At 63.0% G+C, this 21,234-nt stretch carries 21 protein-coding genes; 11 read left to right on the top strand and 10 right to left on the bottom strand.

From position 1 onward, the window contains the following. Positions 1–272: 272 nt before the first annotated feature. Genes menE through AC5RU9_RS20705 form a run of 6 tightly spaced genes read right to left on the bottom strand, consistent with a single transcriptional unit; the run spans position 273 to position 6,724 of the window. The gene (gene menE, locus AC5RU9_RS20730) at positions 273–1,823 is read right to left on the bottom strand and encodes an o-succinylbenzoate--CoA ligase (RefSeq protein WP_494017977.1); all 1,551 of its coding nucleotides are present in this window, start codon (positions 1,821–1,823) and stop codon (positions 273–275) included. An 11-nt stretch (positions 1,824–1,834) separates the two neighbouring features. Further along, positions 1,835–3,160, bottom strand: a complete 1,326-nt coding sequence (locus tag AC5RU9_RS20725; protein ID WP_211712783.1) for an MFS transporter — start codon at positions 3,158–3,160, stop codon at positions 1,835–1,837. Between the two features lie 41 nt (positions 3,161–3,201). Then, positions 3,202–3,657, bottom strand: coding sequence for a MaoC family dehydratase (locus AC5RU9_RS20720; protein ID WP_211712782.1), 456 nt, complete (start codon positions 3,655–3,657; stop codon positions 3,202–3,204). A gap of 31 nt (positions 3,658–3,688) precedes the next feature. After that, positions 3,689–4,885 carry an acyl-CoA dehydrogenase family protein gene (locus tag AC5RU9_RS20715; protein WP_494017976.1) on the bottom strand — a complete coding sequence of 399 codons (1,197 nt, stop codon included), beginning with the start codon at positions 4,883–4,885 and terminating at the stop codon, positions 3,689–3,691. Between the two features lies 1 nt (position 4,886). After that, positions 4,887–5,777 carry an amidohydrolase family protein gene (locus tag AC5RU9_RS20710; RefSeq protein ID WP_494017975.1) on the bottom strand — a complete coding sequence of 297 codons (891 nt, stop codon included), beginning with the start codon at positions 5,775–5,777 and terminating at the stop codon, positions 4,887–4,889. A 2-nt stretch (positions 5,778–5,779) separates the two neighbouring features. Continuing rightward, positions 5,780–6,724, bottom strand: coding sequence for an SDR family NAD(P)-dependent oxidoreductase (locus AC5RU9_RS20705; RefSeq protein WP_494017974.1), 945 nt, complete (start codon positions 6,722–6,724; stop codon positions 5,780–5,782). 139 nt (positions 6,725–6,863) lie between these two features. On the opposite strand from AC5RU9_RS20705, the gene AC5RU9_RS20700 reads away from it, so the two are divergent. The 5 genes from AC5RU9_RS20700 to AC5RU9_RS20680 all read left to right on the top strand — a co-directional run bounded on the left by AC5RU9_RS20700 (position 6,864) and on the right by AC5RU9_RS20680 (position 9,113). Next, complete coding sequence (locus AC5RU9_RS20700) at positions 6,864–7,322, top strand: MarR family winged helix-turn-helix transcriptional regulator (protein WP_211712778.1); 459 nt, start codon at positions 6,864–6,866, stop codon at positions 7,320–7,322. Between the two features lie 101 nt (positions 7,323–7,423). Then, entirely contained in the window at positions 7,424–7,645 is a 222-nt protein-coding gene (locus tag AC5RU9_RS20695) for a hypothetical protein (protein ID WP_211712777.1), read from the top strand. Between the two features lie 42 nt (positions 7,646–7,687). Further along, positions 7,688–8,419 carry a DUF72 domain-containing protein gene (locus AC5RU9_RS20690; protein WP_494017973.1) on the top strand — a complete coding sequence of 244 codons (732 nt, stop codon included), beginning with the start codon at positions 7,688–7,690 and terminating at the stop codon, positions 8,417–8,419. Next, positions 8,416–8,607 (top strand): cupin domain-containing protein, encoded by a 192-nt coding sequence (locus AC5RU9_RS20685; protein WP_494017972.1) that lies wholly within the window; start codon positions 8,416–8,418, stop codon positions 8,605–8,607. The genes AC5RU9_RS20690 and AC5RU9_RS20685 overlap by 4 nt, the downstream gene beginning before the upstream one ends. Positions 8,608–8,693: 86 nt before the next feature. Beyond that, complete coding sequence (locus AC5RU9_RS20680) at positions 8,694–9,113, top strand: hypothetical protein (RefSeq protein WP_494017971.1); 420 nt, start codon at positions 8,694–8,696, stop codon at positions 9,111–9,113. Between the two features lie 72 nt (positions 9,114–9,185). On the opposite strand, the gene AC5RU9_RS20675 is transcribed toward AC5RU9_RS20680, so the two are convergent. Then, a complete protein-coding gene (locus AC5RU9_RS20675; RefSeq protein WP_211712775.1) occupies positions 9,186–9,647 on the bottom strand; it encodes a GatB/YqeY domain-containing protein in 462 nt (153 codons plus the stop codon). Between the two features lie 116 nt (positions 9,648–9,763). Then, positions 9,764–11,044: an NAD(P)/FAD-dependent oxidoreductase gene (locus tag AC5RU9_RS20670; protein WP_494017970.1), complete on the bottom strand. Its 1,281-nt coding sequence runs from the start codon at positions 11,042–11,044 to the stop codon at positions 9,764–9,766. A gap of 135 nt (positions 11,045–11,179) precedes the next feature. Between AC5RU9_RS20670 and AC5RU9_RS20665 the strand changes: the two genes are divergently transcribed. Then, on the top strand, positions 11,180–11,956 hold the full coding sequence (locus AC5RU9_RS20665; protein ID WP_211712773.1) for a histidine phosphatase family protein: 777 nt from the start codon (positions 11,180–11,182) through the stop codon (positions 11,954–11,956). Next, positions 11,940–12,863 (top strand): NAD(P)H-hydrate dehydratase, encoded by a 924-nt coding sequence (locus AC5RU9_RS20660; protein WP_494017969.1) that lies wholly within the window; start codon positions 11,940–11,942, stop codon positions 12,861–12,863. Before AC5RU9_RS20665 ends, AC5RU9_RS20660 begins: the two co-directional genes overlap by 17 nt. A 24-nt stretch (positions 12,864–12,887) precedes the next feature. Here the strand turns inward: AC5RU9_RS20660 and AC5RU9_RS20655 are convergent, their stop codons facing one another. Both AC5RU9_RS20655 and AC5RU9_RS20650 read right to left on the bottom strand, forming a co-directional pair. Then, positions 12,888–14,555, bottom strand: coding sequence for a RecQ family ATP-dependent DNA helicase (locus tag AC5RU9_RS20655; RefSeq protein ID WP_494017968.1), 1,668 nt, complete (start codon positions 14,553–14,555; stop codon positions 12,888–12,890). A 141-nt stretch (positions 14,556–14,696) separates the two neighbouring features. After that, positions 14,697–16,256 (bottom strand): glycoside hydrolase family 32 protein, encoded by a 1,560-nt coding sequence (locus AC5RU9_RS20650; RefSeq protein ID WP_494017967.1) that lies wholly within the window; start codon positions 16,254–16,256, stop codon positions 14,697–14,699. A gap of 316 nt (positions 16,257–16,572) precedes the next feature. On the opposite strand from AC5RU9_RS20650, the gene AC5RU9_RS20645 reads away from it, so the two are divergent. The 4 genes from AC5RU9_RS20645 to AC5RU9_RS20630 are packed head-to-tail and all read left to right on the top strand — an operon-like array spanning position 16,573 to position 21,219. Continuing rightward, entirely contained in the window at positions 16,573–18,009 is a 1,437-nt protein-coding gene (locus AC5RU9_RS20645; protein WP_494017966.1) for a family 43 glycosylhydrolase, read from the top strand. 44 nt (positions 18,010–18,053) lie between these two features. Continuing rightward, a complete protein-coding gene (locus tag AC5RU9_RS20640; protein WP_494017965.1) occupies positions 18,054–19,391 on the top strand; it encodes an ABC transporter substrate-binding protein in 1,338 nt (445 codons plus the stop codon). A gap of 47 nt (positions 19,392–19,438) precedes the next feature. Further along, complete coding sequence (locus tag AC5RU9_RS20635) at positions 19,439–20,320, top strand: carbohydrate ABC transporter permease (protein ID WP_309990001.1); 882 nt, start codon at positions 19,439–19,441, stop codon at positions 20,318–20,320. After that, complete coding sequence (locus AC5RU9_RS20630; protein ID WP_494017964.1) at positions 20,317–21,219, top strand: carbohydrate ABC transporter permease; 903 nt, start codon at positions 20,317–20,319, stop codon at positions 21,217–21,219. Before AC5RU9_RS20635 ends, AC5RU9_RS20630 begins: the two co-directional genes overlap by 4 nt. Positions 21,220–21,234: the final 15 nt, after the last annotated feature.

The raw sequence follows: 21,234 nt of genomic DNA, 5'->3' as shown, positions 1-21,234 counted from the left end.
CCCATCAAACAGGCGGGACGTGAGAGAGCGTCCCCATCAAACAGGCGGGACGTGAGAGAGCGTCCCCATCAAACAGGCGGGACGTGAGAGAGCGTCCCCATCAAACAGGCGGGACGTGAGAGAGCGTCCCCATCAAACAGGCGGGACGTGAGAGAGCGTCCCCATCAAACAGGCGGGACGTGAGAGAGCGTCCCCATCAAACAGGCGGGACGTGAGAGAGCGTCCCCATCAAACAGGCGGGACGTGAGAGAGCGTCCAGGGGCCGGGCACCCTTATTGAGCGAATTGCTTCCGCAGGTCCATCTTGCGGATTTTCCCGCTGGCCGTACGCGGCATTTCCTCGACGAACACCACGGACTTGGGGATCTTGTACCGGGCCAGGCGCCCTTCCAAGTGCGAACGCAGTTGCTCCTCCGTCAGGGTTTTGCCCTCGCGCAGGGTGACGATGGCCCGGGGCACTTCACCCCATTTGTCGTCGGCAACTCCGATCACGGCAACACTCCCCACAGCAGACAGCTCGGCGATGGCAGCCTCCACCTCGGCCGGGTAGATGTTCTCGCCGCCGGAAATGATCATGTCCTTGATCCGGTCCGAGACGAAGAGGAAGCCTTCTTCGTCCTGGTGGCCCATGTCGCCCGAGCGGAACCAGGAAGAGTCCGCGTAGCTGTCGGCGGTGGCCTCCGGCCGGTTCCAGTACTCCTTGATGACGTTGGGGCCGGAAATCTGGATCTCCCCCACCGCGCCGCGAGCAGCAACACCGCCCAGGGGATCGGCAATCCGCACATCCGTGAAGAAATGCGGCAAACCCGCGGATCCGGCCTTCTCCTTCGACCGGGAAACCGGCAGCATCGTAGCCCCGGGTGCGGTTTCGGTCATCCCGTAGCAACTGGTGAAACCGATACCGCGCTCCTCATAGGCGTCCAGCACACGTTGCGGAACCGCAGAACCGCCGCAGGTGAGCTTGTCCAGGGAGCTGAGGTCCGCCGTCGACCATTCCGGATGGTCGCAGAGCATCTGGAAGGTGGTGGGGACGCCGTTGAGCGTGGTGACTTTGTGCTCGGCCACCAGTTCCAGGACCCGTCCGGCGTCGAATTTCGCTTCAAGAACCACGGTGGCGCCCTTGAGCAGCATCGGCAGCAAGCCCATGTCCAGGGAGGCCACGTGGAACAGGGGCGAGATCATGAGGGCCACGTCGTTGCGGTTCAGGTCCATGTCCACCACCGTGTTGATGCAGTTCCAGGTGATGTTGCCGTGCGTCAACAGCGCACCTTTCGGCTTGCCCGTGGTGCCGGAGGTGTAAAGGATCATGGCGCCGTCGTCCAGGGTCACCGCCACATCCAGGGGCGTGTCGCCTGCCGCGTCAATCACGTCGCCATAATGCTCGACGCCGGGTGGCAGCGCAGCGACGGACCCTTCGGCGTCGCCGTCGGAGCCCACAACAAGGCGGTGGGTGACCTCGGTTCCCGCCGTGGACGCACCCGCCACGACCTCCAAAGCGGAAGCGTTAACCAGGAGCCGTGAGCCTGAATCCTGCAACTGGAACTGGAGTTCGGGGGCGGTCAAGCGTGTGTTCAAGGGCACGAAGATGGCCCCGACCAGCCCGCACGCAAAGAAGGTCTCCACGAATGAGGGGTGGTTTTCCCCGAGGTAAGCCACCCGGTCCCCCTTGCCCACACCCCTGGCAACCAGTGCATTTGCCAGGCGATCCGTGCGGGTGGAGAGTTCGTCGTAGCCCAGGACGTGGCTGCCGGAGACGAGGGCCGCTTTGGCCCCGGACTTGGCACGGCGGCGGTGCAGCCAGGATCCAACTCCGTTGTTGTCCATGGTCCGTACTCCTAACTGACCGTTGAAAGGTCGTTGTTCTTAGACTCCCGCGTCAGCAGGATGAAGACAATCGACACCAAGGACATTGCCGAGAGGAACACCACCACGGGGACGATGCTCTGCCCCGCGTCCTTGTAGAGGCCAGCCACGATGCCCGGGGTGAAGCCGGCACCGATCAGGGTGGCCAACTGGTAGCCCACCGCGGCACCGGTGTAGCGGTTGGTGGTGCCGAACTGCTCGGAAACGAACGCGGCCAGCGGCCCGTAAAGGGAGGAGTGCAGGATCAGGGCAACGGTGAACGCCAGGAAGATCATGGCGATGTTGCCCGAGCCGAGCATCCCGAACATGGGGAACAGGTACAGGATGAACAAAGCCAACCCGGTGACCATCACTGGACGCCGTCCGAAACGGTCCGACAATCTTCCGCCCAGGAGGACGAACAGAATGGAAATGGCCGAGGCTCCCGCAAACGCGTACAGCACGCCCTGCTGGGGTGCTCCCTTGGAGACCGCGTAGGTGACGGAGAATGTGGGCAGAACTACCTGCAGTCCGAACCCTGCGGCACCGGCGAACATGATCATGATCAGGGCCTTCGGACGCCGCAGCACTTCCAGCAGCGGGATCTTGCGCTTGGTTCCTTGTGCGCTTTCCTTGGCCACGGCTTCAGCGAAGATCGGGCTTTCGGAGACACGGAGCCGCACGAACATGCCGACGATCAGGAGCACGAAGGACAGCAGGAACGGCACACGCCAACCCCACGCAAGGAATGCGTCCTGCGGGAGGGCGGAGAAGATGCCCATGACCACTGTTCCCAGGACGGCACCCGTTGGCGCGCCAGCGTTGACGAACGACGCCGCGAAACCTCGCCGCTTGGGGTCTGAATGTTCCAGCGCCATCAGCGCGGCACCGCCCCATTCACCTCCGACGGCGATGCCCTGGCAGACGCGTAGGACCACCAGGAGCACGGCGCCCCAAGGACCAATAACGTTCGCTCCGGGGATCAGGCCGATCAACGTGGAGGCGATGCCCATCATGGCCATCGAGACGATGAGCATCCCTTTTCGGCCGATGCGGTCGCCGAAGTGGCCGAAGATGATGCCGCCCAAAGGCCGGGCGACGTAGCCGGCCGCGAAGGTGGCGTAGGCGGCCACCACTCCAACCCATTCGTCCGTGCCGGCAAAGAAGACTTTGGGAAAGGCAACGGCCGCGGCTGTTGCGTACAGCAGGAAGTCGTAGAACTCGATGGTGCTGCCCAGATAGCTGGACAAGATGACCGTGCGCGCTTCTTTGCGCTTGGCGGCCGTGCTCGAAGATGCGAGCGCAGTGTGTCCTGACATGGCTGTTCCTTGGGAGAGGAGGGAAATTGCTGGTGGAGGGTTTATTTGTAGAAGCGTGCGAGGAATTCGGCCACGACGGCGGGGCGTTCCTGGCCTTCGATTTCGATGGTGGCGTTGACCTTGATTTGGGCGCCGCCCTTGACTTCGGTGACCTCGGCGATGGTGCCGTTCATGCGGACTTTGGAGCCGACTTTCACCGGCGACGTGAAACGGACCTTGTCCAGGCCGTAGTTGACCTTGGTGGTGACCCCATCCACGTCGAACAGCTCTCCCCAGAACGGAATGATCAGGGAAAGGGTGAGGAAACCGTGCGCGATCGGGGCGCCGAAGGGGCCGTCCTTGGCGCGTTCGGGGTCAGTGTGGATCCATTGCTGGTCGTCCGTGGCGTCGGCGAACAGGTTGATTTGCTGCTGGGTGATTTCGCGGTAGTCGGTGGTGCCGAGGTCCTTGCCGGACATGGTGAGCAGGGTGTCGAAATCGACGACGAGATTGGGCATCGTTGCCTCCTGTGTTGTTGTTTGCAGAGATTTAGCGGGTGAAGGCACTCTCGCCCGTGAGGGCGCGGCCGATGATGAGGGCGTTGATTTCGTGGGTGCCCTCGTACGAATAGACAGCTTCTGCGTCGGCGTGGAAACGCGCGACGTCGGCGGCGAGCGTAATGCCGTTGCCGCCCACCACTTCGCGGGCCAATGCGACCGTTTCGCGCATCAGCAGGCTGGTCTGCATTTTGGCCAGGGCCGAGTCCTGGTCCCTCACGATCCCAGCGGCCTGCTGTTCGGTCAGCCGCACCACGAGTGAGAGGGATGCAGTGAGGTTGCCCAGCATCCGGGCCAGTTTTTCCTGCACCAGTTGGAAGGAACCGAGCGACCGGCCGAACTGTTGGCGTTCCTTGACGTACGCCAGTGCGGCTTCGAACGCCCCGGCCTGTACCCCGGCGGCGATCCAGGCAACGTCCGAGCGCATGGCACGCAGCATCGCCGCAACGTCCTTGAAGGAGTTCACGTTGTGAAGGCGCATGGCTTCCGGGACGCGGACACCGTCAAGGGTGATGTGCGCATTCTGCATCATCCGCAGGGACGTCTTGCCCGTGATTTTCTCCAGGCTGACCCCGGCGGCGGTTCGGTCCACGAGGAAGGCCTTGACCTGTCCATCGGCGACGTCCCGGGCAAACACACACAGCACATCCGCAGTTGAGGCGCCCCCGATCCAACGCTTGGCGCCGTCCAGAACCCATGTTCCGCCGTCGGAATCTTCTTCAAACCGGGCCGTGGTGGCCAGTCCGCCGGCAATGTCCGAACCGTGTTCGGGTTCAGTCAACGAGAAGACACCCTTGAGTGAAAAGTCCACCACGCGGGGCATCCACTCTGCCTGTTGTTCCTCTGATGCGCCCACCCGGATCGCTGTCCGGAACAAACCTGCCTGCGCGGTGTACCAGGTGGCCAGGGAAGCATCGGTCCGGGCGAGTTCGAAGATCCGGAATCCCTGGTAAATGCCTCGGGCAGGAGTGTCGAACGGTTCCATCAGATCAAGGTCGATCAGCGGTTGGGCCAATTGCTGCGGGAATTCGCCGCGTTCCCAGTACTCGGCCAGCAACGGCTTCGCTTCGGCGTCCAGGAAGTCCCGGAGCCGGGCAAGCACTGCACTTTCCCCGGTAGTGAGGAGCGCTTCGGCGTCGTACCAGTCCCCCACGGCGTACAGCCGTTGTTCCAGCGCGGTCGTGGACATCTCAACCACCGAGCCCGAGCAACCGGACGGCGTTGTCCTTAAGGATTTTCGGCCGGACCTCGTCCTTCAACGGCAGGTCCGCGAACGCGCCCAGCCATTTCTGTGGAGTGATGAGCGGGAAGTCCGTGCCGAACAACACCTTGTCCTGCAGCACACTGTTGGAGAGCCGGACCAGGGATTCCGGGAAGTACTTCGGCGACCAGCCGGACAGATCGATGAAGACGTTGGACTTGTGCGTCGCGATCGAGTTCGCCTCGTCCTGCCAGGGCACTGAAGGATGCGCCATGATGATCTGCAGCCCCGGGAAATCCGCGGCGACAGCATCGAGCAACAACGGGTTCGAGTACGCCAGCTTGATGCCGAACCCGCCCGGCAGCCCGGCCCCCATGCCGTTCTGGCCCGTGTGGAAAATACACGGCAAGCCCAACTCCTGGAGCGTTTCCCAGAGCGGGTAGAACCGCTCGTTGGACGGGTCAAAGCCCTGCAGGGACGGGTGGAACTTGAATCCCCGGGCACCGAGCTCAACAGCTTGGTGCTTGGCCCCGGCGATCGCGTCCTCGCCCGTCCGCGGGTCCACGCTGCCGAAAGGAATCAGCACATCGTTGTTCCGCGCCGCGCCCTCGATCAGTTCCGGGATGCTGTTGGGCTCATGCTTGAGCTGGGTCCGCGCATCGACAGTAAAGACGACGGCGGCCATGTTCAGTTCGCGGTACACCTCGGCGATCCTGTCCAGCGACGGGGTCCGGTCCTCGGCTTTGAAGTACTTGGCCGAGGCCTCCGTGAGCGCATCAGGGAGCGATCCGTGGCCGCAGCTGTCCACTTCGAGGTGGACGTGCATGTCGATCGCATCCAAGGCGGCCGCGTCGATGCCCAGTTCGTAACGGGTGGCCATGATCAGCGGGCCTCAGCCTTAGCCGGTTCGGGCTGCAGTTCCTCGGGCAGCGGCAGGAATTCCTCGCCATAGCTCTGCAGGTTTTCCTGGCCGAAGAGCGTGCCGGCGTTCTCCTGCAGTGCCTCGTAGCTCCAGCCCCCTTCGCGGTATTCGGTGCTCGCAGCTTCGGGGTGGGTCCAGATCTGCAGCCGGTCACCTCCGGCGCCGATCGCCTGCCCGGTAATCCCGGCAGCTTCGTCGGAGGCGAGGAAGGCAATCAGCCCGGCGACGTCGTCGGCCGTTCCGAAACCGAGGTCGTGGCGGAAGAAGGACGGCATCGCCTCGCCACGCTCGTCCGCTTCCACTGCCTTCTGGAAGTACGGGACCGTCTTGGTCATCGCGGTGGCGGCCACCGGGATGACGGAATTGACCGTCACGCCGGCCCTCTTCATTTCCAACGCCCAGGTCCGGACCATTCCCACGATTCCGGCCTTGGCGGCGGCGTAGTTGGTCTGTCCGAAGTTGCCGCGCTGGCCCGTGGGCGAACCGATGGTGATGATGCGGCCCGGAATGTTGTTTTCCTTGAAGTACGCGAACGCCTCACGGACACAGGTGAACGTGCCTTTCAGGTGCACGTTGATGACCAGGTCGAAGTCCTCATCCGTCATTTTCAGCAGGCTCTTGTCCCGCAGGATGCCGGCGTTGGTGACCAGGATGTCCAGCCGCCCGAACGTATCGACTGCGCCCGCCACCAGCGCTTTGGCGGCATCCGTGCTGCCCACCGGGACCACGACGGCGGTGGCCCGGCCGCCGTCGGCCTCAATCTGCGCGACTGCAGCAGCAGCGGTTTCCTGGTTCACGTCATTAATCACGACGGCGGCACCCTCGCGGGCGAGTTCCCTCGCGTAAGCGAGTCCAAGACCCTGTCCACTCCCGGTGACGATTGCAACCTTGCCGTTCAAGCTCATGGCGTGCTCCTTCGCATGCAGTAACCGGCTGGAGCCGGTGGGGCCGATCCCACTGCGGCGTGAGATCCTTGTCATGATCAATGAGAATACGGATCATTGAAAAAGTCAACGATTGTTTTTCATTACTATTGGAGTTGTCATGGGCCCGCAAAGCACCGAAGTGGAAACCCCCCGCCTGGCCGCGGCCAAAATCGGCAACGACGTGGGCCTTCTGCTGGCCAAGCTGCACGCCACCGGGTCCCTCCTGAACAACAAAGCGCTGGCGGACTACGGTCTCCGCGAGCGGTCGTTCTCCGTGCTGACACTCGCCTGCAGCGGACTCGAACCCACCCAGCGCGAGCTCGCCGATTTCCTCAGCCTGGACCCCAGCCAGGTTGTCAGCCTGGTTGACGACCTGGAACACCGTGGCCTGGTCAAACGCGCCCAGGGTAAACAGGACCGACGCGCGAAGATCATCGTCTCCACCGCCGAGGGTCGCCGGATCCACAACAAGGCCCGGGCGGCACTTGAAGTCTGCGAACAGACGCAACTTGAGGGACTGAGCGAGGACGAGAACCTGCAGCTCAGGGCGCTGCTCAAGAAGGCGCTCTGGGGGTAGGGCGGTTGGCGTGACCCCATGGACATCTGCACAGCTCCCTTCGGGGACGGTATGCAACTGTCCATTTCGGTGGCCCGACCGTTGTGTCAGGATCAGGGATCATGAACCTCCCACTTTTTCACGATCCCCTCCAGGGCGCCGTCACTGTCGACGCGCAGCCCGTGCGTGATCCGCAGATTTACCGCCAATCCCACAACTCCAACCGCCAGGCACGCCCGGCAGCTCACGGGTCAAAGCCGACCCGTAGCGCCCGCCAGCGCGAAGTGGCCAAAGTCGCAGAGGATCTCCAGGCGCTCATTGCCAGGACGGCAGCCAAGCAGTAGCGACCTGCGTTAGCGGGCAGCCGACCCGGGTACATTCCCAGCATGGGTATCCACATTGGGACATCTGGCTGGAGTTATGACCACTGGGAGAACGTGCTCTATCCGCCTGGCCTTCCGACGGCCAAGCGTTTGGCTCACTACGTGGCCCGGTTCAACACCGTCGAACTGAATGCCAGCTTCTACCGTTGGCCTCGCGACACCTCGTTTGCCAGCTGGCGGAACCGCCTGCCGCCCGGCTTTGCCATGTCGGTCAAGGCCCCACGAGGGCTCACGCACGCCAAGAAACTGTACAGCCCGGAAATTTGGGTGGAGCGGATCGTCCGCTGCTGGCACGAACTGGGCGACAAGAGGGCCGTGCTGCTGGTCCAACTCCCGCCCGGTTTCGCCCGCGACGACGCCCGGCTCGACTATTTCCTGGCCGCCCTGCCGGACTGGATCCGCGTCGCCGTCGAATTCCGGCACGACAGCTGGGACCACCCCGACGTGTATGCGCTGCTGGAACGCCATGAGGCCGCGTACTGCATCATGAGCGGCGCCAACCTGCCCTGCATTCTCCGGGCCACCGCGCCGTTCGTTTATCTTCGGCTGCACGGCCCGGACCACCAGCACCTGTACGGCGGTTCCTACTCCGATGTCGACCTGCGGTGGTGGGCCGACCGGATCCGGGAGTGGAGCGACGCCGGCAAGGACGTGTACGCCTACTTCAACAACGACGGCGGTGGTAACGCCGTGCGGAATGCTGAGACTTTGCGGTGGCTGCTTGGGGCGGGATGACGCTCCAACTACGCGACCGCGACGAGATCCTCGGCCCTAACGATGTTTTCGTTGTTCCCCGCGGTGTAGAGCATTGCCCCAAGGCTGCAGCGGAAGTGTCGGCCCTCCTCATTGAGCCCAAAGGCACCGTGAATACCGGAGATGCAGGCTGCGAGATGACGGCAGAGTTGCAGGAGTTGGACGCCTGACGTTTGACGATGGGGCTGCCAGGATCAGGAACTCAGTTAGCCAGACACGACGCAAAGATCCGGCCCAGAGGAATAAGCTGGCGAATGTGCGCCTCCCAGGATGGACAGCCCTAGCCGCAGTAGCCGCCGCACTGGGTCTCGCCCTCAGCGGTTGCGACAGGACGTTCGACCCGGACATCGGACAACGGAATTCCGCCGCTGAACAGGTCATCAGGGCCGCAAAGGACGGCGACCGGGAAAGACTGCTGGATCTCGCCCTAGTGGACATGCAGGACCGGGAGGCCGGGGCGGACTCCCTGATTGCCTCCGCCGTCAATCTCGACATCTCGACCTACAAAGTCGCGTACAGGGAGCACCACGGCGCGCCCGACAACTACGTGGTCACTGCCGGGGATGACCAAGGCGATGACATGTCGTTTGAGCTCGCTTGGAACGACTCGAAATGGCAGGTGGCATTAGGGTCCGCAGGCCCGCCCAGGTCGCCGGCAGCTTCATCAACGCCCTAGCCGTGTTGCCTACACACCAGTGGAATGGTGTTAGCTGGACCAGCGCCCGCCGCCCTTGAAGCTCAGGCCGTTCTAGCCCAGACGCCCGCGTACGATCTCGCTGACCGTCTTGCCGTCGAAGCGCCCGGCCACCTTGGCGGTAACTGGCTTCATCACGGCTCCGATAGACCGCATCGAGAGCTCCTGGCCGTCCGCTTTCAGGGCAGCGACAGCCTCGTCCACGATTGTTTCCACCTCTTCGCGGGTGAGCGCCTTGGGCAGGTAGGCCTCGATGATCTCCGCTTCGGCCACCTCTGCAGCGGCACGGTCCGTTTCGCCCGCCTCAGTGTAGATGCGCGCGGTGTCCCGGCGCTTGGCGGCTTCCTTCTGCAGCAGTGAGGTGACCTGGGCGTCGTCGAGCTCCACCGGCGTTTTGCCGGACTTCTCGCGGGTGGTGATTTCGCCCAGGACGTTGCGCACTGTGGTCAGCGCGACTTTATTGCCGGCCTTCATATGGTCGACGACGTCCGCTTTCAAGCGTTCTTTGAGTGACATGATGCTCCTTGTGTGGGTTTCCTTTTGCTATCTTCCCAGCCTGAGCACCCCGAAAACCAACGCGTTGAAGACTCCCGGGCCCCGCAGGAACATCCGGGCACAGTGATGACGAAGGTTCAGGCAGTCCCAGGCGGGGTCTGCTCTGGTGGGTCCTTCTCGACCGGTCCGCTCACCACAACCTGTGCCGGGCTATGCAGGACGTAGCCGTTGAGCCAGGAGAACAACGCACGTGCCTTTTGCTGGAGTCCGGAGAGGAGTGCGAGGTGCACCAGCAGCCACGACAGGAAAGCGAAGGGGCCCTGCAACTGCAGGCGCTTGCGGCCAAGCTCGGCCACCGCGGCTCCCCTGCCGACCATCGCCATGTACCCCTTATCGAAGTAACTGAAGGGCTTCCGGGCGCCTCCCCGCAGGTCAGCGATGATGTTGTTGGCCGCCCATTTGCCTGCTTGTTGGGCCACAGAGCCCAGTTGGGGCAGTTTGGCTCCCGTGGAATCGGTGATGTTGGCTGCATCTCCCAGGACATAAACCCCATCAACGTCGGGCGCAGTGAGGTCGGGATTCACGTCGATGCGCCCGCCCCTCCCCTGGGTCAGGCCTGAGTTGGCAATCAGGTCACCGGCTTTTAGGCCGCCGGCCCACACCACAATCTGTGCAGGAACAGAGCTGCCGTCGGCCAACGTCACGCCGTCCTTGCGAACTTCGGTGACCCCGACGCCCATGTGCAGCTGGACCCCGATCTTGGTCAGGTGTTCGGTCGCGTAGCTTTGCGATTTGGTGGAGAACATGTTCAGGACACTTGGAACCATGTCCACCAGATGCACTTTGCAGCGGGCAGCGAGGCCCGGGGAGAAGTACTTACCCACAACGTACTTGACGTTCTCCGCCATGGCCCCGGCGGTCTCCACCCCGGTAGGGCCACCTCCCACCACCACAACGTCCACGGACCCGTCGGGGCTCAGGTCTGCCTGGTCCAGCAACCGGGTCAGGCCTGTACCGAGCCTGGTGGCGTCGGTGACCGAGTACAGGGGAAACGCGAATTCCTCCGCGCCGGGCGTATTGAAGAAGTTGGGGACGGCGCCGACGGCGATGACCAGTACGTCCGCCCGCAGCGTACGGCCCTCCGCGGTGGTGACGGACCGCTCTGCCGCATCCACGGATTCCACCTTCGCTGTGAGGACCCGGACGGTCTTGAAGCGCCGGAAGACCGAGCGGAGGGGTCGGGCGATGGCCGAGACTCCGATTTGCGAAGTCGCCAGCTGGTAAAGGAGCGGCTGGAACTGATGATAGTTGTTCGAATCGATGAGCAGGACGCGGACGCCCTTGCGGCCAAGCTCCTTGGCTGCTGCAACGCCTGCGAATCCGGCACCGACCACAATGACTTGGTATGAGTCCTCCATGCGAGCAACTTACTTCACGGGCGGTCCATGCGACAGGGGGTCGACGTCGACCACCTCGCGTTTAGTCTCTGGCCCGGTGGGTACGCACTGGGTAGTGTTCTGAATTTGGCAACGCACGCGGAAAGGTGATCTTTGGTGAACGAGGACGGACTGACAGACGCTGTGCAGGAGGCCGGGGCTGTGGAGTTGCTGCTGATCCGGCACGGTGAGAGCGAAGGCAACGTCGCCGCTACCGAGGCGCACCTGTCTGGAGCGGAAATCATCGATGTTCCTGCGAGGGACCCGGATGTGAACCTATCCGGAACCGGGCAGGAGCAGGCCAAAGCCCTGGGAACCGCCTTGGCCAGGATCGCTGAGGAGCTGCGGCCCGATGCTGTGGTGTCCTCCCCTTACGCACGCGCCCGGCAAACAGCGGAAATTGCGGTCGAAACGGCGGGTTGGCCCGCGAAAGTGCTCACGGATGAGCGCCTGCGAGACCGCGAACTGGGCATTCTGGACAGGCTTACACGTCGTGGAGTGGAAAACAGGTACCCGGATGAAGCCGAGCGGCGGCTATGGCTCGGCAAGCTGTACTACCGGCCACCAGGCGGCGAATCGTGGGCGGACGTTGCGCTGCGGCTGCGCTCGGTCCTCGACGAACTCAACACCCTGGCCGCTGGCCGCCGGGTGATGCTGGTCTGCCATGATGCCGTGATCCTGCTGATCCGCTACGTTTTGGAGGGCATGTCCGAGGACGAAATCCTGGACCTTGCAGCGAGCACGTCGGTGCTCAACGCCTCGATTACCCGGTATGTCCGTCCCACCGGCGCGGGCCGTTGGGAACTGGAGAGCTTCAACGTAGCCGACCACCTGACCGAGCAAGGCGTGACGGTCACCGAACACTCCGGAGACGCCAGTGTCCACCCTCAATGACTTTGACGCGCCAACCCTGGTAACTCCGTCCCTGCTGCGTGACTGGCCGCTACCGGCACCAGGCGACAACAAGTATTCACGTGGCGCAGTGCTGGTCATAGGTGGTGCGCGTGCCACCCCGGGCGCGGCGTTGCTTGCCGGCACCGCCGCCCTTCGCGCAGGTGCCGGAAAAATAACGTTGGCCGTCGCCGAATCCGTGGCCGTGCAGCTCGGGGTTGCCTTTCCGGAGTGCGGGGCGCTGGGCCTGCCGGAAACCACCGACGGATCCTTGACCGGTGAAGGCCTGGACCGGATATCTTCCTATTTGGACAGCACGGACGCGGTCCTGATCGGCCCCGGCCTCGACGATCTTGACCTGGCTGAAACGATGCTTCGGGCGCTGCTGGAGCGGGAGGAACTCCAGGGTGACCCAAACGGCGATGGCGGCCCCGCCGTCGTTCTTGACGCTTATGCCCTGGGAGCGCTGACCAAGCTCGAAGACCACATCGAGCCGTGGCGGGGCCGGCTCATCCTCACCCCCAATCCCACGGAAGCCGGGATCCTGTTGGGCCGGGACGTGGACACGCTGGAAGGGGCCATTGTGGAGATCGCCCAACGCTTTGACGCCGTGGTGAGCTGCCAGGGCTACATTGCCGGGCCATCCACTCAGGACGAGGACAAGCCTGAACTGTGGAAGATCACCACTGGCTACGGCGGGCTGGGAACGTCGGGCAGCGGGGATGTCCTTGCCGGCGCCGTCACCGGGTTGAGGGCCCGCGGAACCAGCGACGCCCAGGCAGCGTGCTGGGGCACCCACCTTCACGCGGCCGCGGCCGATCGACTGGCCAGCAAGCTCGGTCCCCTCGGTTTCCTGGCCCGCGAGCTAAGCGACCAGCTTCCTGCCCTCATGCTGGAACTGAACACCTGAGCCCAGCCCCGGCGGCCAACCAAACTACGCCGGTTTCAGCAGCTGGTGCTCCATCACCGCGCTGCGGGACAGCGTCTTGTAACCCTCCTGCTCGAACAGGACTGTGATGACGTCGTCCTCGTGGCGCATCACCAGGCCCTGCCCCCACTCTTTGTGAATCACCGTTGATTGAAGCGGAAACGGCTCATCAGATGCTGGGGGCACTGCTTCGGTGCCAGCTGGAGCTTCGGAACGGTCCGCCGCCTCGGTGCACGCATCGCAATTGCCGCACGGCTGGGGCATGTCCTCGCCGAAATAGCCGAGAAGGAACTGGCGCCTGCAACTGTCCGTCTCAGCATAGGCACGCATCATCGTGAGCCGGGATTGGTCGACGCGTTGTCGGGCTTCGGCCAACTCGACGGCCCGCTCCACCAAAGCGGGCAACTTGGCTTTGGACGTCAGCCGGACGCCACGTTTTCCGGTGGTGACGGCACTGGCTTCCTCCAGCTGGTTTACCAGCGCGGTGACCCGCCGCGGCGGGAATCCGGTGAGCTCTGCGAGCGCGCTCTTGGGGGCTGGCGACTTGGCATTCTTTACCACGGTCAACACCGCCAGAAGTGCCTCGGGGTCTGGCGAGTGGGTGCCGAAGAACTTACGCAACCCCAGATCCTCCTCCCGGTAATGGAGTACGGCTGAGGCGGGCTCGCCATCCCGGCCGGCGCGTCCGATTTCCTGATAGTACGAGTCCAGGGACTCCGGGATGTCGGCATGCACCACGAACCTCACGTTTGCCTTGTCGATGCCCATACCAAACGCCGTCGTGGCCACCACGACGTCCAGTTCGTCATCCAGGAACTGTTGGTGGATGCGTTCGCGTTCGGCGGCAGTCCTGCCTGCGTGATACGCCTCGGCACGGAGTCCGGCCTCAACAAGTTTGCTGCTGTACTTCTCCGTGTCCTTGCGTGTTGCGGCATAAAGCAGCCCCAGCCCGTCGGTCCGGGCCAACGCGGCGACCTGATCCACCACGGCTTTGCGTTTGCCTTTGTCTTCCTGATGGCGGACCACGTCGAGGCTGATGTTGGGGCGGTCGAAACCGCGGACCAGGACCAGCGGGTCCGTCATGCCCAGCCGTTCGACGATCTCGTCGCGCACCGGCGGGGATGCCGTGGCGGTCAGTGCCAGCACCGGCGGGTTGCCCAGGCGTTTGCGGACGTTTCCCAGGTCCAGGTAGTCGGGCCGGAAGTCGTGGCCCCAGGACGAAACACAATGCGCCTCATCCACGACGAACATGGTGATGTCCATCGCAGCGATCCGGTCCACCGTCTCCTGCTTGGCCAGTTGCTCCGGCGCGAGGAAGAGGTATGTGGCCCGGCCTGAACCCGCCGCATCCCATGCGGCCTCCACTTCGGCATCGCTGTGGGATGAATTGACCGCGACGGCGGCGCCCTCCCCCAGGTCGTCGCCCAGACCGTCCAGCTGGTCCTCCTGCAAGGCAATGAGGGGAGAAATCACGACGGCGGGTCGCCCGGTTTTGTTGTGAAGGTACTGGGCCGCCACCTGGTAGGTGGCGGATTTGCCGTACCCGGTTGGCATGACGGCCAGGACATCACGGCCCTCGACCAGGGCACTCATGCCGGCCAGTTGGCCGTCGCGCAAAGTTGGGAGGGAAAAGGAAGACGCCGCAAGGGCGGCGAGGGCAAGGTCATCGGACATTAAGAGGAAAGCTCCGCATAGGTGGTTCCTGCGGCCACTTGCATCAGCCGAGGTAACCAGCCTAGCGCGAGGCGAGGGCCGCCGTCGTCCGCGTCCTTACGTTTGTGGATAACTACGTAACCCTCGCCCCGCAGCACGTCGCTAGATGGAGTTTCCGAACTCGCGGATGGTTATTCCGGTGAAGGTCGCCGGGCCTCCGTCGGCGTAGAGCGAGATGCCGGTGTCACCGTCAGCGAAATGCACCTGCTGCGAGACCACGGTGTGCCCCGAATTGACGAAAACCTCAACGCTTTGGGTGTCGACAAAGATGCGCAGGTGCACCGACCGGGCACCGGTGTCGATGGGCGCGGCGGCGCGGGTGTAGGGCGCCAACGCATAGCCGTTTTGGTCTGACGGCGCACGGTCCACGTAAAGGTCTCCGCCGTACTTGCCAACGTTGGTGTGCCGCGAGCCGTCGCGAGAACGGCCCACGGATACCCCAACATTTGTTGCGGCATCCCAGGAAATGTCGAGCTCCAGCTCATAGGCGCGTCCGGCCCACGGCAGGACCACGCTTCCGTCCACGGTGACATCAGGCAGGGCTATGGTTGCTGTCGCGTAGGCCTGGAGGGCGGCGATGGGAGCGCTCAACAGGCTGTACCAGCCACCAGGCTGCTGCTCCAGCCTAAGCTCCCGAACTATCGAGTTCTGCCCGTTATAGCCATCCGAGGCGTCCGTGGGGACGTCGCGGGCGGCGTACTTCCAGTTGTTCATCCAGGCGATGGCGAGCCGCTTTGTTTCGGGCGCTTCAGCGGCGGGCCACGTCACCGCGGCGTACCAATCCCACCCCCAGTCGAGCCACTGGGGCGTCAGGTTATCGGCTGTGAATGCCGTGCCATTCCAGGAACCAGTCCAATAGGCGTAGGTCATGGGCAGGCCAATGCTGTACGCATCCATGCTCGCCGCAAAGATCCAATGCCGGGTGCCGTCGTTGGCGGTCATCTCGAACAGATCGGGGCATTCGATCCCGCCGAGCGCATGGTTGGGGTAGTCGAAGTTGGAGGTCCATTGCCAGTCGCGCAGGTTCGGCGATGTATAGAAAGCTGCGTAGCGTGCCCGCCCGATGACGCACACCCACTCGTTGCGAGTGGTGTCCCAGTGGATCTTGGGGTCACGGAACCACTCCGCGTTCTCGATCGCGGCCGGCGAGGTAGCGGCGCGGCCATCGGTGTTCACGATCACCGGGTCCGGCAGTGCGGTGAAGGTGGAGCCGCCGTCCGTGGACCAATAGAGGTACTGCTCCTGGTACTTCCGGATCCCGTCAGTGGGCTTGGTCGCGAGGGCGATCACCGCCCCGGAGCCAAAGCCTGCAGTGTTCGCCGAATCCACCACTGCCGATCCTGACCACACCGGAAAGTCGGGCTGGAGCGGCATCACCACACCGTGGTGCGTAAACGAGACGCCATCATTGGTGGTGGCGTGGTCCCAGCCGCCCTGGCCATTATTGATGCTGGAGTGCAGGTAGTAGAGCTGGTAGGCACCGTTGGTGTGGACCGGCCGTTGGGGATCACACAGCCAGCCTGACGGCGGAGTCATATGGTAAACGGCCCTGAGGGAGGGCACCGCCTGGGCCGTTCCGGCGGCGACGCCGCCCATGAGCAGCGCCAACGCGCCCGCTCCCGTCCCTTGCAGGACTGTTCGGCGTGAAAATTCGAGCGTCATGAAGTGTTTCCTCTCAAGCATTCAGTGGCATGAGGGCGCAACAACGGGAGACCGGACAGGGCGTGGCCGGGCGCGCCAAAGCTACGCCGTCATAGGGCTGGAGAACATGTGTCGATGACGGTGACCAGGTCAGCCCGCTCGGCGTCGAGGGAGCGCGGTTTGTCATCGGTAGCTAGGACCATAGTGGCTTCCGGAGGCAGCGGTCAAGCGTTTTAGCATGCACAGAATTCTTTTTGCTAAAACGCTTGATCAACTGATGTGACCTGCGCTACCTTCATGGTGATCAAACGCTTTAGCAGAATGGACATCAGCGCAGATGAAACGCTCAGTCTTCTTCCAGCCCACTGACGGATGGGTTGGGGACCTCATCCCCTTCGAGAAGGACGGGGAGTTCTGGCTCTTCTACCTTCATGAAGAACGCTCCAACCCCAAGCCTGGAACGTCGTGGAACCTGGTCACCACCAAAGACCTCACCCAGTTCGAAAACCATGGGGTCGCGCTGCCGCACGGGAACGAGGACGAACCCGACTTCAATGCCTACACCGGCAGCGTGATAGTTGACGGCGATGGCACCCACCACCTGTTCTACACCGGCCAAAACCCGCGAAACCTGGGCCCTGACGGCGCTCCCCTCCAGCTGGTCATGCACGCCACAAGTACGGATGGGATGCGGAGCTGGACCAAACATCCGGAACTCACCTTCGGCGCTCCGGAGGGCTACGAATCCGGCGACTGGCGGGACCCCTTCGTCTTCCGCGATGAGGGAAGCGGACTCTGGCGCATGCTCATCGCGGCCAGGCACTCCGGCGGCCCCGAACGCCGTCGAGGTGTGGTCGCCCAGTGCGTCTCCCGTGATTTGAGTACCTGGGAATACGCGGAGCCATTCTGGGACCCGCGCCGCTACATCACCCACGAATGCCCGGACGTTTTCCAGTGGGGTGACTGGTGGTACATGGCGTACTCCGAATTCTCCGAAACGTTCACCACCAGGTATCGCATGGCCAAAAGCCCGGACGGCCCATGGTCGGTACCCGAACTGGACAGCATCGATGGCCGCGCCTTCTACGCTTCGAAAAGCGCCGGCCGCGACGATCGCCGCTTCTTCTTCGGTTGGATTGCCAGCAAGGAAGGCAACACCGACGACGGTGCATGGCAGTGGGCCGGCACCATGTCCGTCCTGGAAGCCCGCCAGAACCCGGACGGGACGCTCGGCTTCGGATTTGCCGACGAGCTCGTGGACAGCTTCTGGGAAGACGTGCCACTAACCCTGCCCCATCCGTTGCCCGCCGTTTTGGACGTACCTGACAGCTACGCCGCGATCATCCCGAACGAGGAACTGCCCAGCCAGTTCTATGCGAAGGCCGTGTTCGACATAGCGCCCAACACCACCGAATGTGGACTGCTGCTCCGGTCAAGCGACGGCGGCGACAACTCTTACGTGCTGCGCCTCGAACCCAAACGTGGCCGGCTCGTCTTCGATCGCTGGCCCCGGGAACTGAGCGGCGACGCCCAGTGGCAGGTCTCGGGCGATGTCCCCTTCGACATCGCGTTGGAACGCCCCTGCGACGTCGCCGCAGGCAAGCACACGCTTGAGGTGATCGTCGACGGCGACACGTGCGTCGCCGTCGTCGACCGCCAAGTCGCGCTGAGCGCAAGGATCTATGACCGCCCCAACGGGCGGATCGGCGTCTTCGCCGGCGAAGGCGAGGTCACTATTGCCGAACTTGAGATACGCCAACGCACCGACAACTGAATACCCCAACCCATCATTCCGACCAATCAAGGGAGATTGTCCCCATGAAGAAACTATTCCGAGCGGCTGCTGTTGCAGCTGCCTGCGCGCTCGCGCTGACGGCGTGTGGTGGCGGCGGCAACGCAGGCAACCCTGCCGACGTGAGTCCTACCGGCGAGATCAAGCCCCGCGAAATTTCCTGGTTGCTGTCCCGGCCCGCCGACGGCGCCGTCATCAACATCATGAAGAAGCTCGCCGATGACTACGCCAAGGACCACCCCGGCTTCGCGCTGAACCTCATCACCACCCCGGACCGGCCCTCCTATATCCAAAAACTCGAAACGTTGGCCGCCGCGAACAAGCTCCCTGAACTGTTTGACACCGACGCCACCCCCTTCGCCCAGCAGCTCGCCAAGCAAGGCAAGATGGTTGACGCCGACAAACTGCTGAAAACCTTGGGAATCTACGACGACTACCGTCCCGGGGCCCTGGACTACCAGCGGTTCGACGACGGCTCCTTGTACATGATTCCGTTCCAGTTCGAGCTCGAATTCATGTGGTACAACAAAGCACTCCTGCAAAAGGCCGGCGTTTCCATTCCGAAGTCCCTGGACGATATTCCTGCCATGTGCACGGCGTTGCGGAAGGCCGGCATAACCCCCATTGCCCTGGATGGGCAGGACCAGTGGCCGCTGGAACGCTACGTCGCCTACCAGCCCTTCCGCGAAGCCGGACCGGAGTTCGTGCAGAAACTGAAGAAGGGTGAGGCCTCATTTGCCGATCCGGCAGGTAAAAAGACGGTCTCGTGGCTGGCCGAACTCGGCAAGGCGAACTGCTTCCAGGACGGTTTCTCTGCCCAGGGCTATTCGGACGCTCAGAACCAGTTCACCTCGGGCCAGGCAGCGATGTACAACATTGGAACCTGGGAACTACCCAGCCTGGCCACCGACAAACTGAACCCTGCCGTGCGGGACGACATCGATTTCTTCACCCTTCCCACCACGGAGAAAGCGGTGACGTCAGCGAACGAGTACGTCTCGCCGTCGGGAATCGGCATGGCCGTGAACTCCAAGACCTACGACCCGCTGGTCAGTGACTTCCTGAAGTTCGCCTTGGGAAAGTATCCGGCTGAATACGCTGCCACCGGCGCCCTGTCCCCCACCACCAACGTCCAAACCGCGGTGCCCGCGAACGCCACGCCGCTCTACAAGAAGGCCCTCGACGCCGCGAACGGCCTCGGGAGCAAGCAGGCCATGCCGTGGGATACCCAACTGGATCCGACTACCAACGGCCGGTTGCAGCAGGAACTCGTCCTCCTTGTCCAGGGAAACATCACCCCCGAACAGTTCACGCAGACGATGGACGACGCCATCAAGCAGAACGCTCCCAAGTTCTTCAAGTAGACACAAGCGCGGGGGCTGCAAAAGCCCTCCGCCCCGAAAGGCCCACCATGCTTCCCAACAGGTCAAGGACATCAGTCCTGGTGTTCCTGCTCCCGCCACTCCTGCTCTACTGCGCAGCCGTTCTCTTCCCCATTCTCCAGTCCCTGTTCCTGAGCTTCTTCTCGTGGAACGGCATCAGCGACATGGAGTTCGTCGGACTGGCGAACTACGTCAGGATGCTCACCGCTGATGACATTTTCTGGCGCTCGTTCTTCAATGCCCTGCTGTACCTGGCTATCTGCCTGGTCCTGCAACTCGGCGGGGCGTTGGTGGTTGCCAGCCTACTGACCTCCCTGCGTCGCGGCCGGGAGCTCATCAAGACCCTCTACCTGCTGCCCGCGGTCATCTCGACCGTAGCCATTGCGTTCCTCTTTGTACGCATCTACTCGATCGACCCGGTGGGCCTGCTCAACCAGTTGCTGCACTGGGTGGGCCTGGGCTCCTTGGAGCGTGCCTGGCTCTCGGATGTGAACACCGTCCTTGCGGCAGTGTCCGCCCCGGAAGGCTGGCGCTTCACCGGGCTTTACATGCTCATCATTTATGCGGCCCTCATCGCCGTTCCCAAGGAGCTCGAAGAAGCCGCGGTCCTTGACGGCGCTTCCAAGTGGACGCTCTTCACGAAAATCCGGTTCCCGTACATCCGCCCGGTATGGATCACCACCACCATCATGGCCACCACCTATGGCCTGCGTGGGTTCGACATCCCCTACCTGATGACCAACGGAGGCCCAGGACAATCGTCCGAGCTGCTCACTACCTACATGTACAAGACAGCATTCACCAGTACCGATTTCGGGTACGCAAGTACCATCTCCGTGTTCATCGTGATCGAGTGCCTCGTCGCCGTCGGCCTCATCCTGTTCATGCTCAAGCGGAAGGCAGACTCATGATCGCCCAGACAGCCCCGGCAAGCACGCCCACCGCCCCGCCGCGGGCACCGGTATCCAAGCCGCGACGCCGCAAGCCCAGCCTGTACCGGACCCTGTCACGGGTCCTGATCATGCTCATCGTGATCGTCCAGGTCTACCCCCTCGCATGGCTGTTCCTCACCAGCCTTCGCACCGAACAGGACTTCGCCACGGGCGATCCGTTTGCCCTGCCAGGTTCCCTCACATGGGAGAACTACGCACGGGCGTTCGAAACGGGAGACCTGGGCCGGAATATCCTGAACAGTTTCATCGTGACCATGGGTGCCAACGTACTCATTGTCTTGTTTGGGATGATGGCCGCCTACGCCATCCAGGTTTTGGGCTTCCGCTTCAGCAGGTTTGTGCGCGGCCTGTTCCTGGTGGGGATTATTGTTCCCGTCCAAATCGCACTTGTCCCGCTCTTCATCGATTACTCAACCGTGAATCTGCTGGACACCTACCAATCGATGATTATCCCCCTGGCCGGGTTTGCCCTGCCGATGTCGATATACCTGTTCTCGTCATTCTTCGAGTACATTCCCCGCGAAACCTACGAAGCCGCTTCCCTGGACGGCGCCGGGCCATATCGGATTTTCGGTCTCATCACCCTGCCGTTGTCTTTGAACACAGTGGTCACAGTGGTCCTGGTCAACAGCATCTTTATCTGGAACGACTTCATCTTCGCCAACACCTTTGTCCTCTCGGAGGAATTGAAGACAATCCCGTTGGGCCTGCAAAACTACATCGGGGCCATGGGCAAGGTTGACTGGACGGCCACCTTCGCTGCCGTGTGCGTGACCATCACGCCATTGCTCCTGGTTTTCCTCGTCCTGAATAAGGCAATGATCCAGGGCCTTGAAAGCGGGGCGACCAAGGGATGACCGCTAACACAGGCG

The sequence above is a fragment of the Arthrobacter sp. B0316-5-4 genome (genome assembly GCF_059090325.1).
The sequence above is the reverse complement of the archived record's forward strand: the minus strand, read 5'-3'. Positions and strand labels throughout refer to the sequence as shown.

What these genes read in the sequence shown, in the direction of transcription:
- AC5RU9_RS20635 (WP_309990001.1), top strand. Translation starts at nt 19,439, where the DNA reads ATGCTTCCCAACAGGTCAAGGACATCAGTCCTGGTGTTCCTGCTCCCG.
- menE (WP_494017977.1), bottom strand. Translation starts at nt 1,823, where the DNA reads ATGGACAACAACGGAGTTGGATCCTGGCTGCACCGCCGCCGTGCCAAG.
- AC5RU9_RS20705 (WP_494017974.1), bottom strand. Translation starts at nt 6,724, where the DNA reads ATGAGCTTGAACGGCAAGGTTGCAATCGTCACCGGGAGTGGACAGGGT.
- AC5RU9_RS20715 (WP_494017976.1), bottom strand. Translation starts at nt 4,885, where the DNA reads ATGTCCACGACCGCGCTGGAACAACGGCTGTACGCCGTGGGGGACTGG.
- AC5RU9_RS20670 (WP_494017970.1), bottom strand. Translation starts at nt 11,044, where the DNA reads ATGGAGGACTCATACCAAGTCATTGTGGTCGGTGCCGGATTCGCAGGC.
- AC5RU9_RS20655 (WP_494017968.1), bottom strand. Translation starts at nt 14,555, where the DNA reads ATGTCCGATGACCTTGCCCTCGCCGCCCTTGCGGCGTCTTCCTTTTCC.
- AC5RU9_RS20685 (WP_494017972.1), top strand. Translation starts at nt 8,416, where the DNA reads ATGACGCTCCAACTACGCGACCGCGACGAGATCCTCGGCCCTAACGAT.
- AC5RU9_RS20675 (WP_211712775.1), bottom strand. Translation starts at nt 9,647, where the DNA reads ATGTCACTCAAAGAACGCTTGAAAGCGGACGTCGTCGACCATATGAAG.
- AC5RU9_RS20725 (WP_211712783.1), bottom strand. Translation starts at nt 3,160, where the DNA reads ATGTCAGGACACACTGCGCTCGCATCTTCGAGCACGGCCGCCAAGCGC.
- AC5RU9_RS20710 (WP_494017975.1), bottom strand. Translation starts at nt 5,777, where the DNA reads ATGGCCACCCGTTACGAACTGGGCATCGACGCGGCCGCCTTGGATGCG.
- AC5RU9_RS20690 (WP_494017973.1), top strand. Translation starts at nt 7,688, where the DNA reads ATGGGTATCCACATTGGGACATCTGGCTGGAGTTATGACCACTGGGAG.
- AC5RU9_RS20630 (WP_494017964.1), top strand. Translation starts at nt 20,317, where the DNA reads ATGATCGCCCAGACAGCCCCGGCAAGCACGCCCACCGCCCCGCCGCGG.
- AC5RU9_RS20700 (WP_211712778.1), top strand. Translation starts at nt 6,864, where the DNA reads ATGGGCCCGCAAAGCACCGAAGTGGAAACCCCCCGCCTGGCCGCGGCC.
- AC5RU9_RS20645 (WP_494017966.1), top strand. Translation starts at nt 16,573, where the DNA reads ATGAAACGCTCAGTCTTCTTCCAGCCCACTGACGGATGGGTTGGGGAC.
- AC5RU9_RS20650 (WP_494017967.1), bottom strand. Translation starts at nt 16,256, where the DNA reads ATGACGCTCGAATTTTCACGCCGAACAGTCCTGCAAGGGACGGGAGCG.
- AC5RU9_RS20695 (WP_211712777.1), top strand. Translation starts at nt 7,424, where the DNA reads ATGAACCTCCCACTTTTTCACGATCCCCTCCAGGGCGCCGTCACTGTC.
- AC5RU9_RS20720 (WP_211712782.1), bottom strand. Translation starts at nt 3,657, where the DNA reads ATGCCCAATCTCGTCGTCGATTTCGACACCCTGCTCACCATGTCCGGC.
- AC5RU9_RS20640 (WP_494017965.1), top strand. Translation starts at nt 18,054, where the DNA reads ATGAAGAAACTATTCCGAGCGGCTGCTGTTGCAGCTGCCTGCGCGCTC.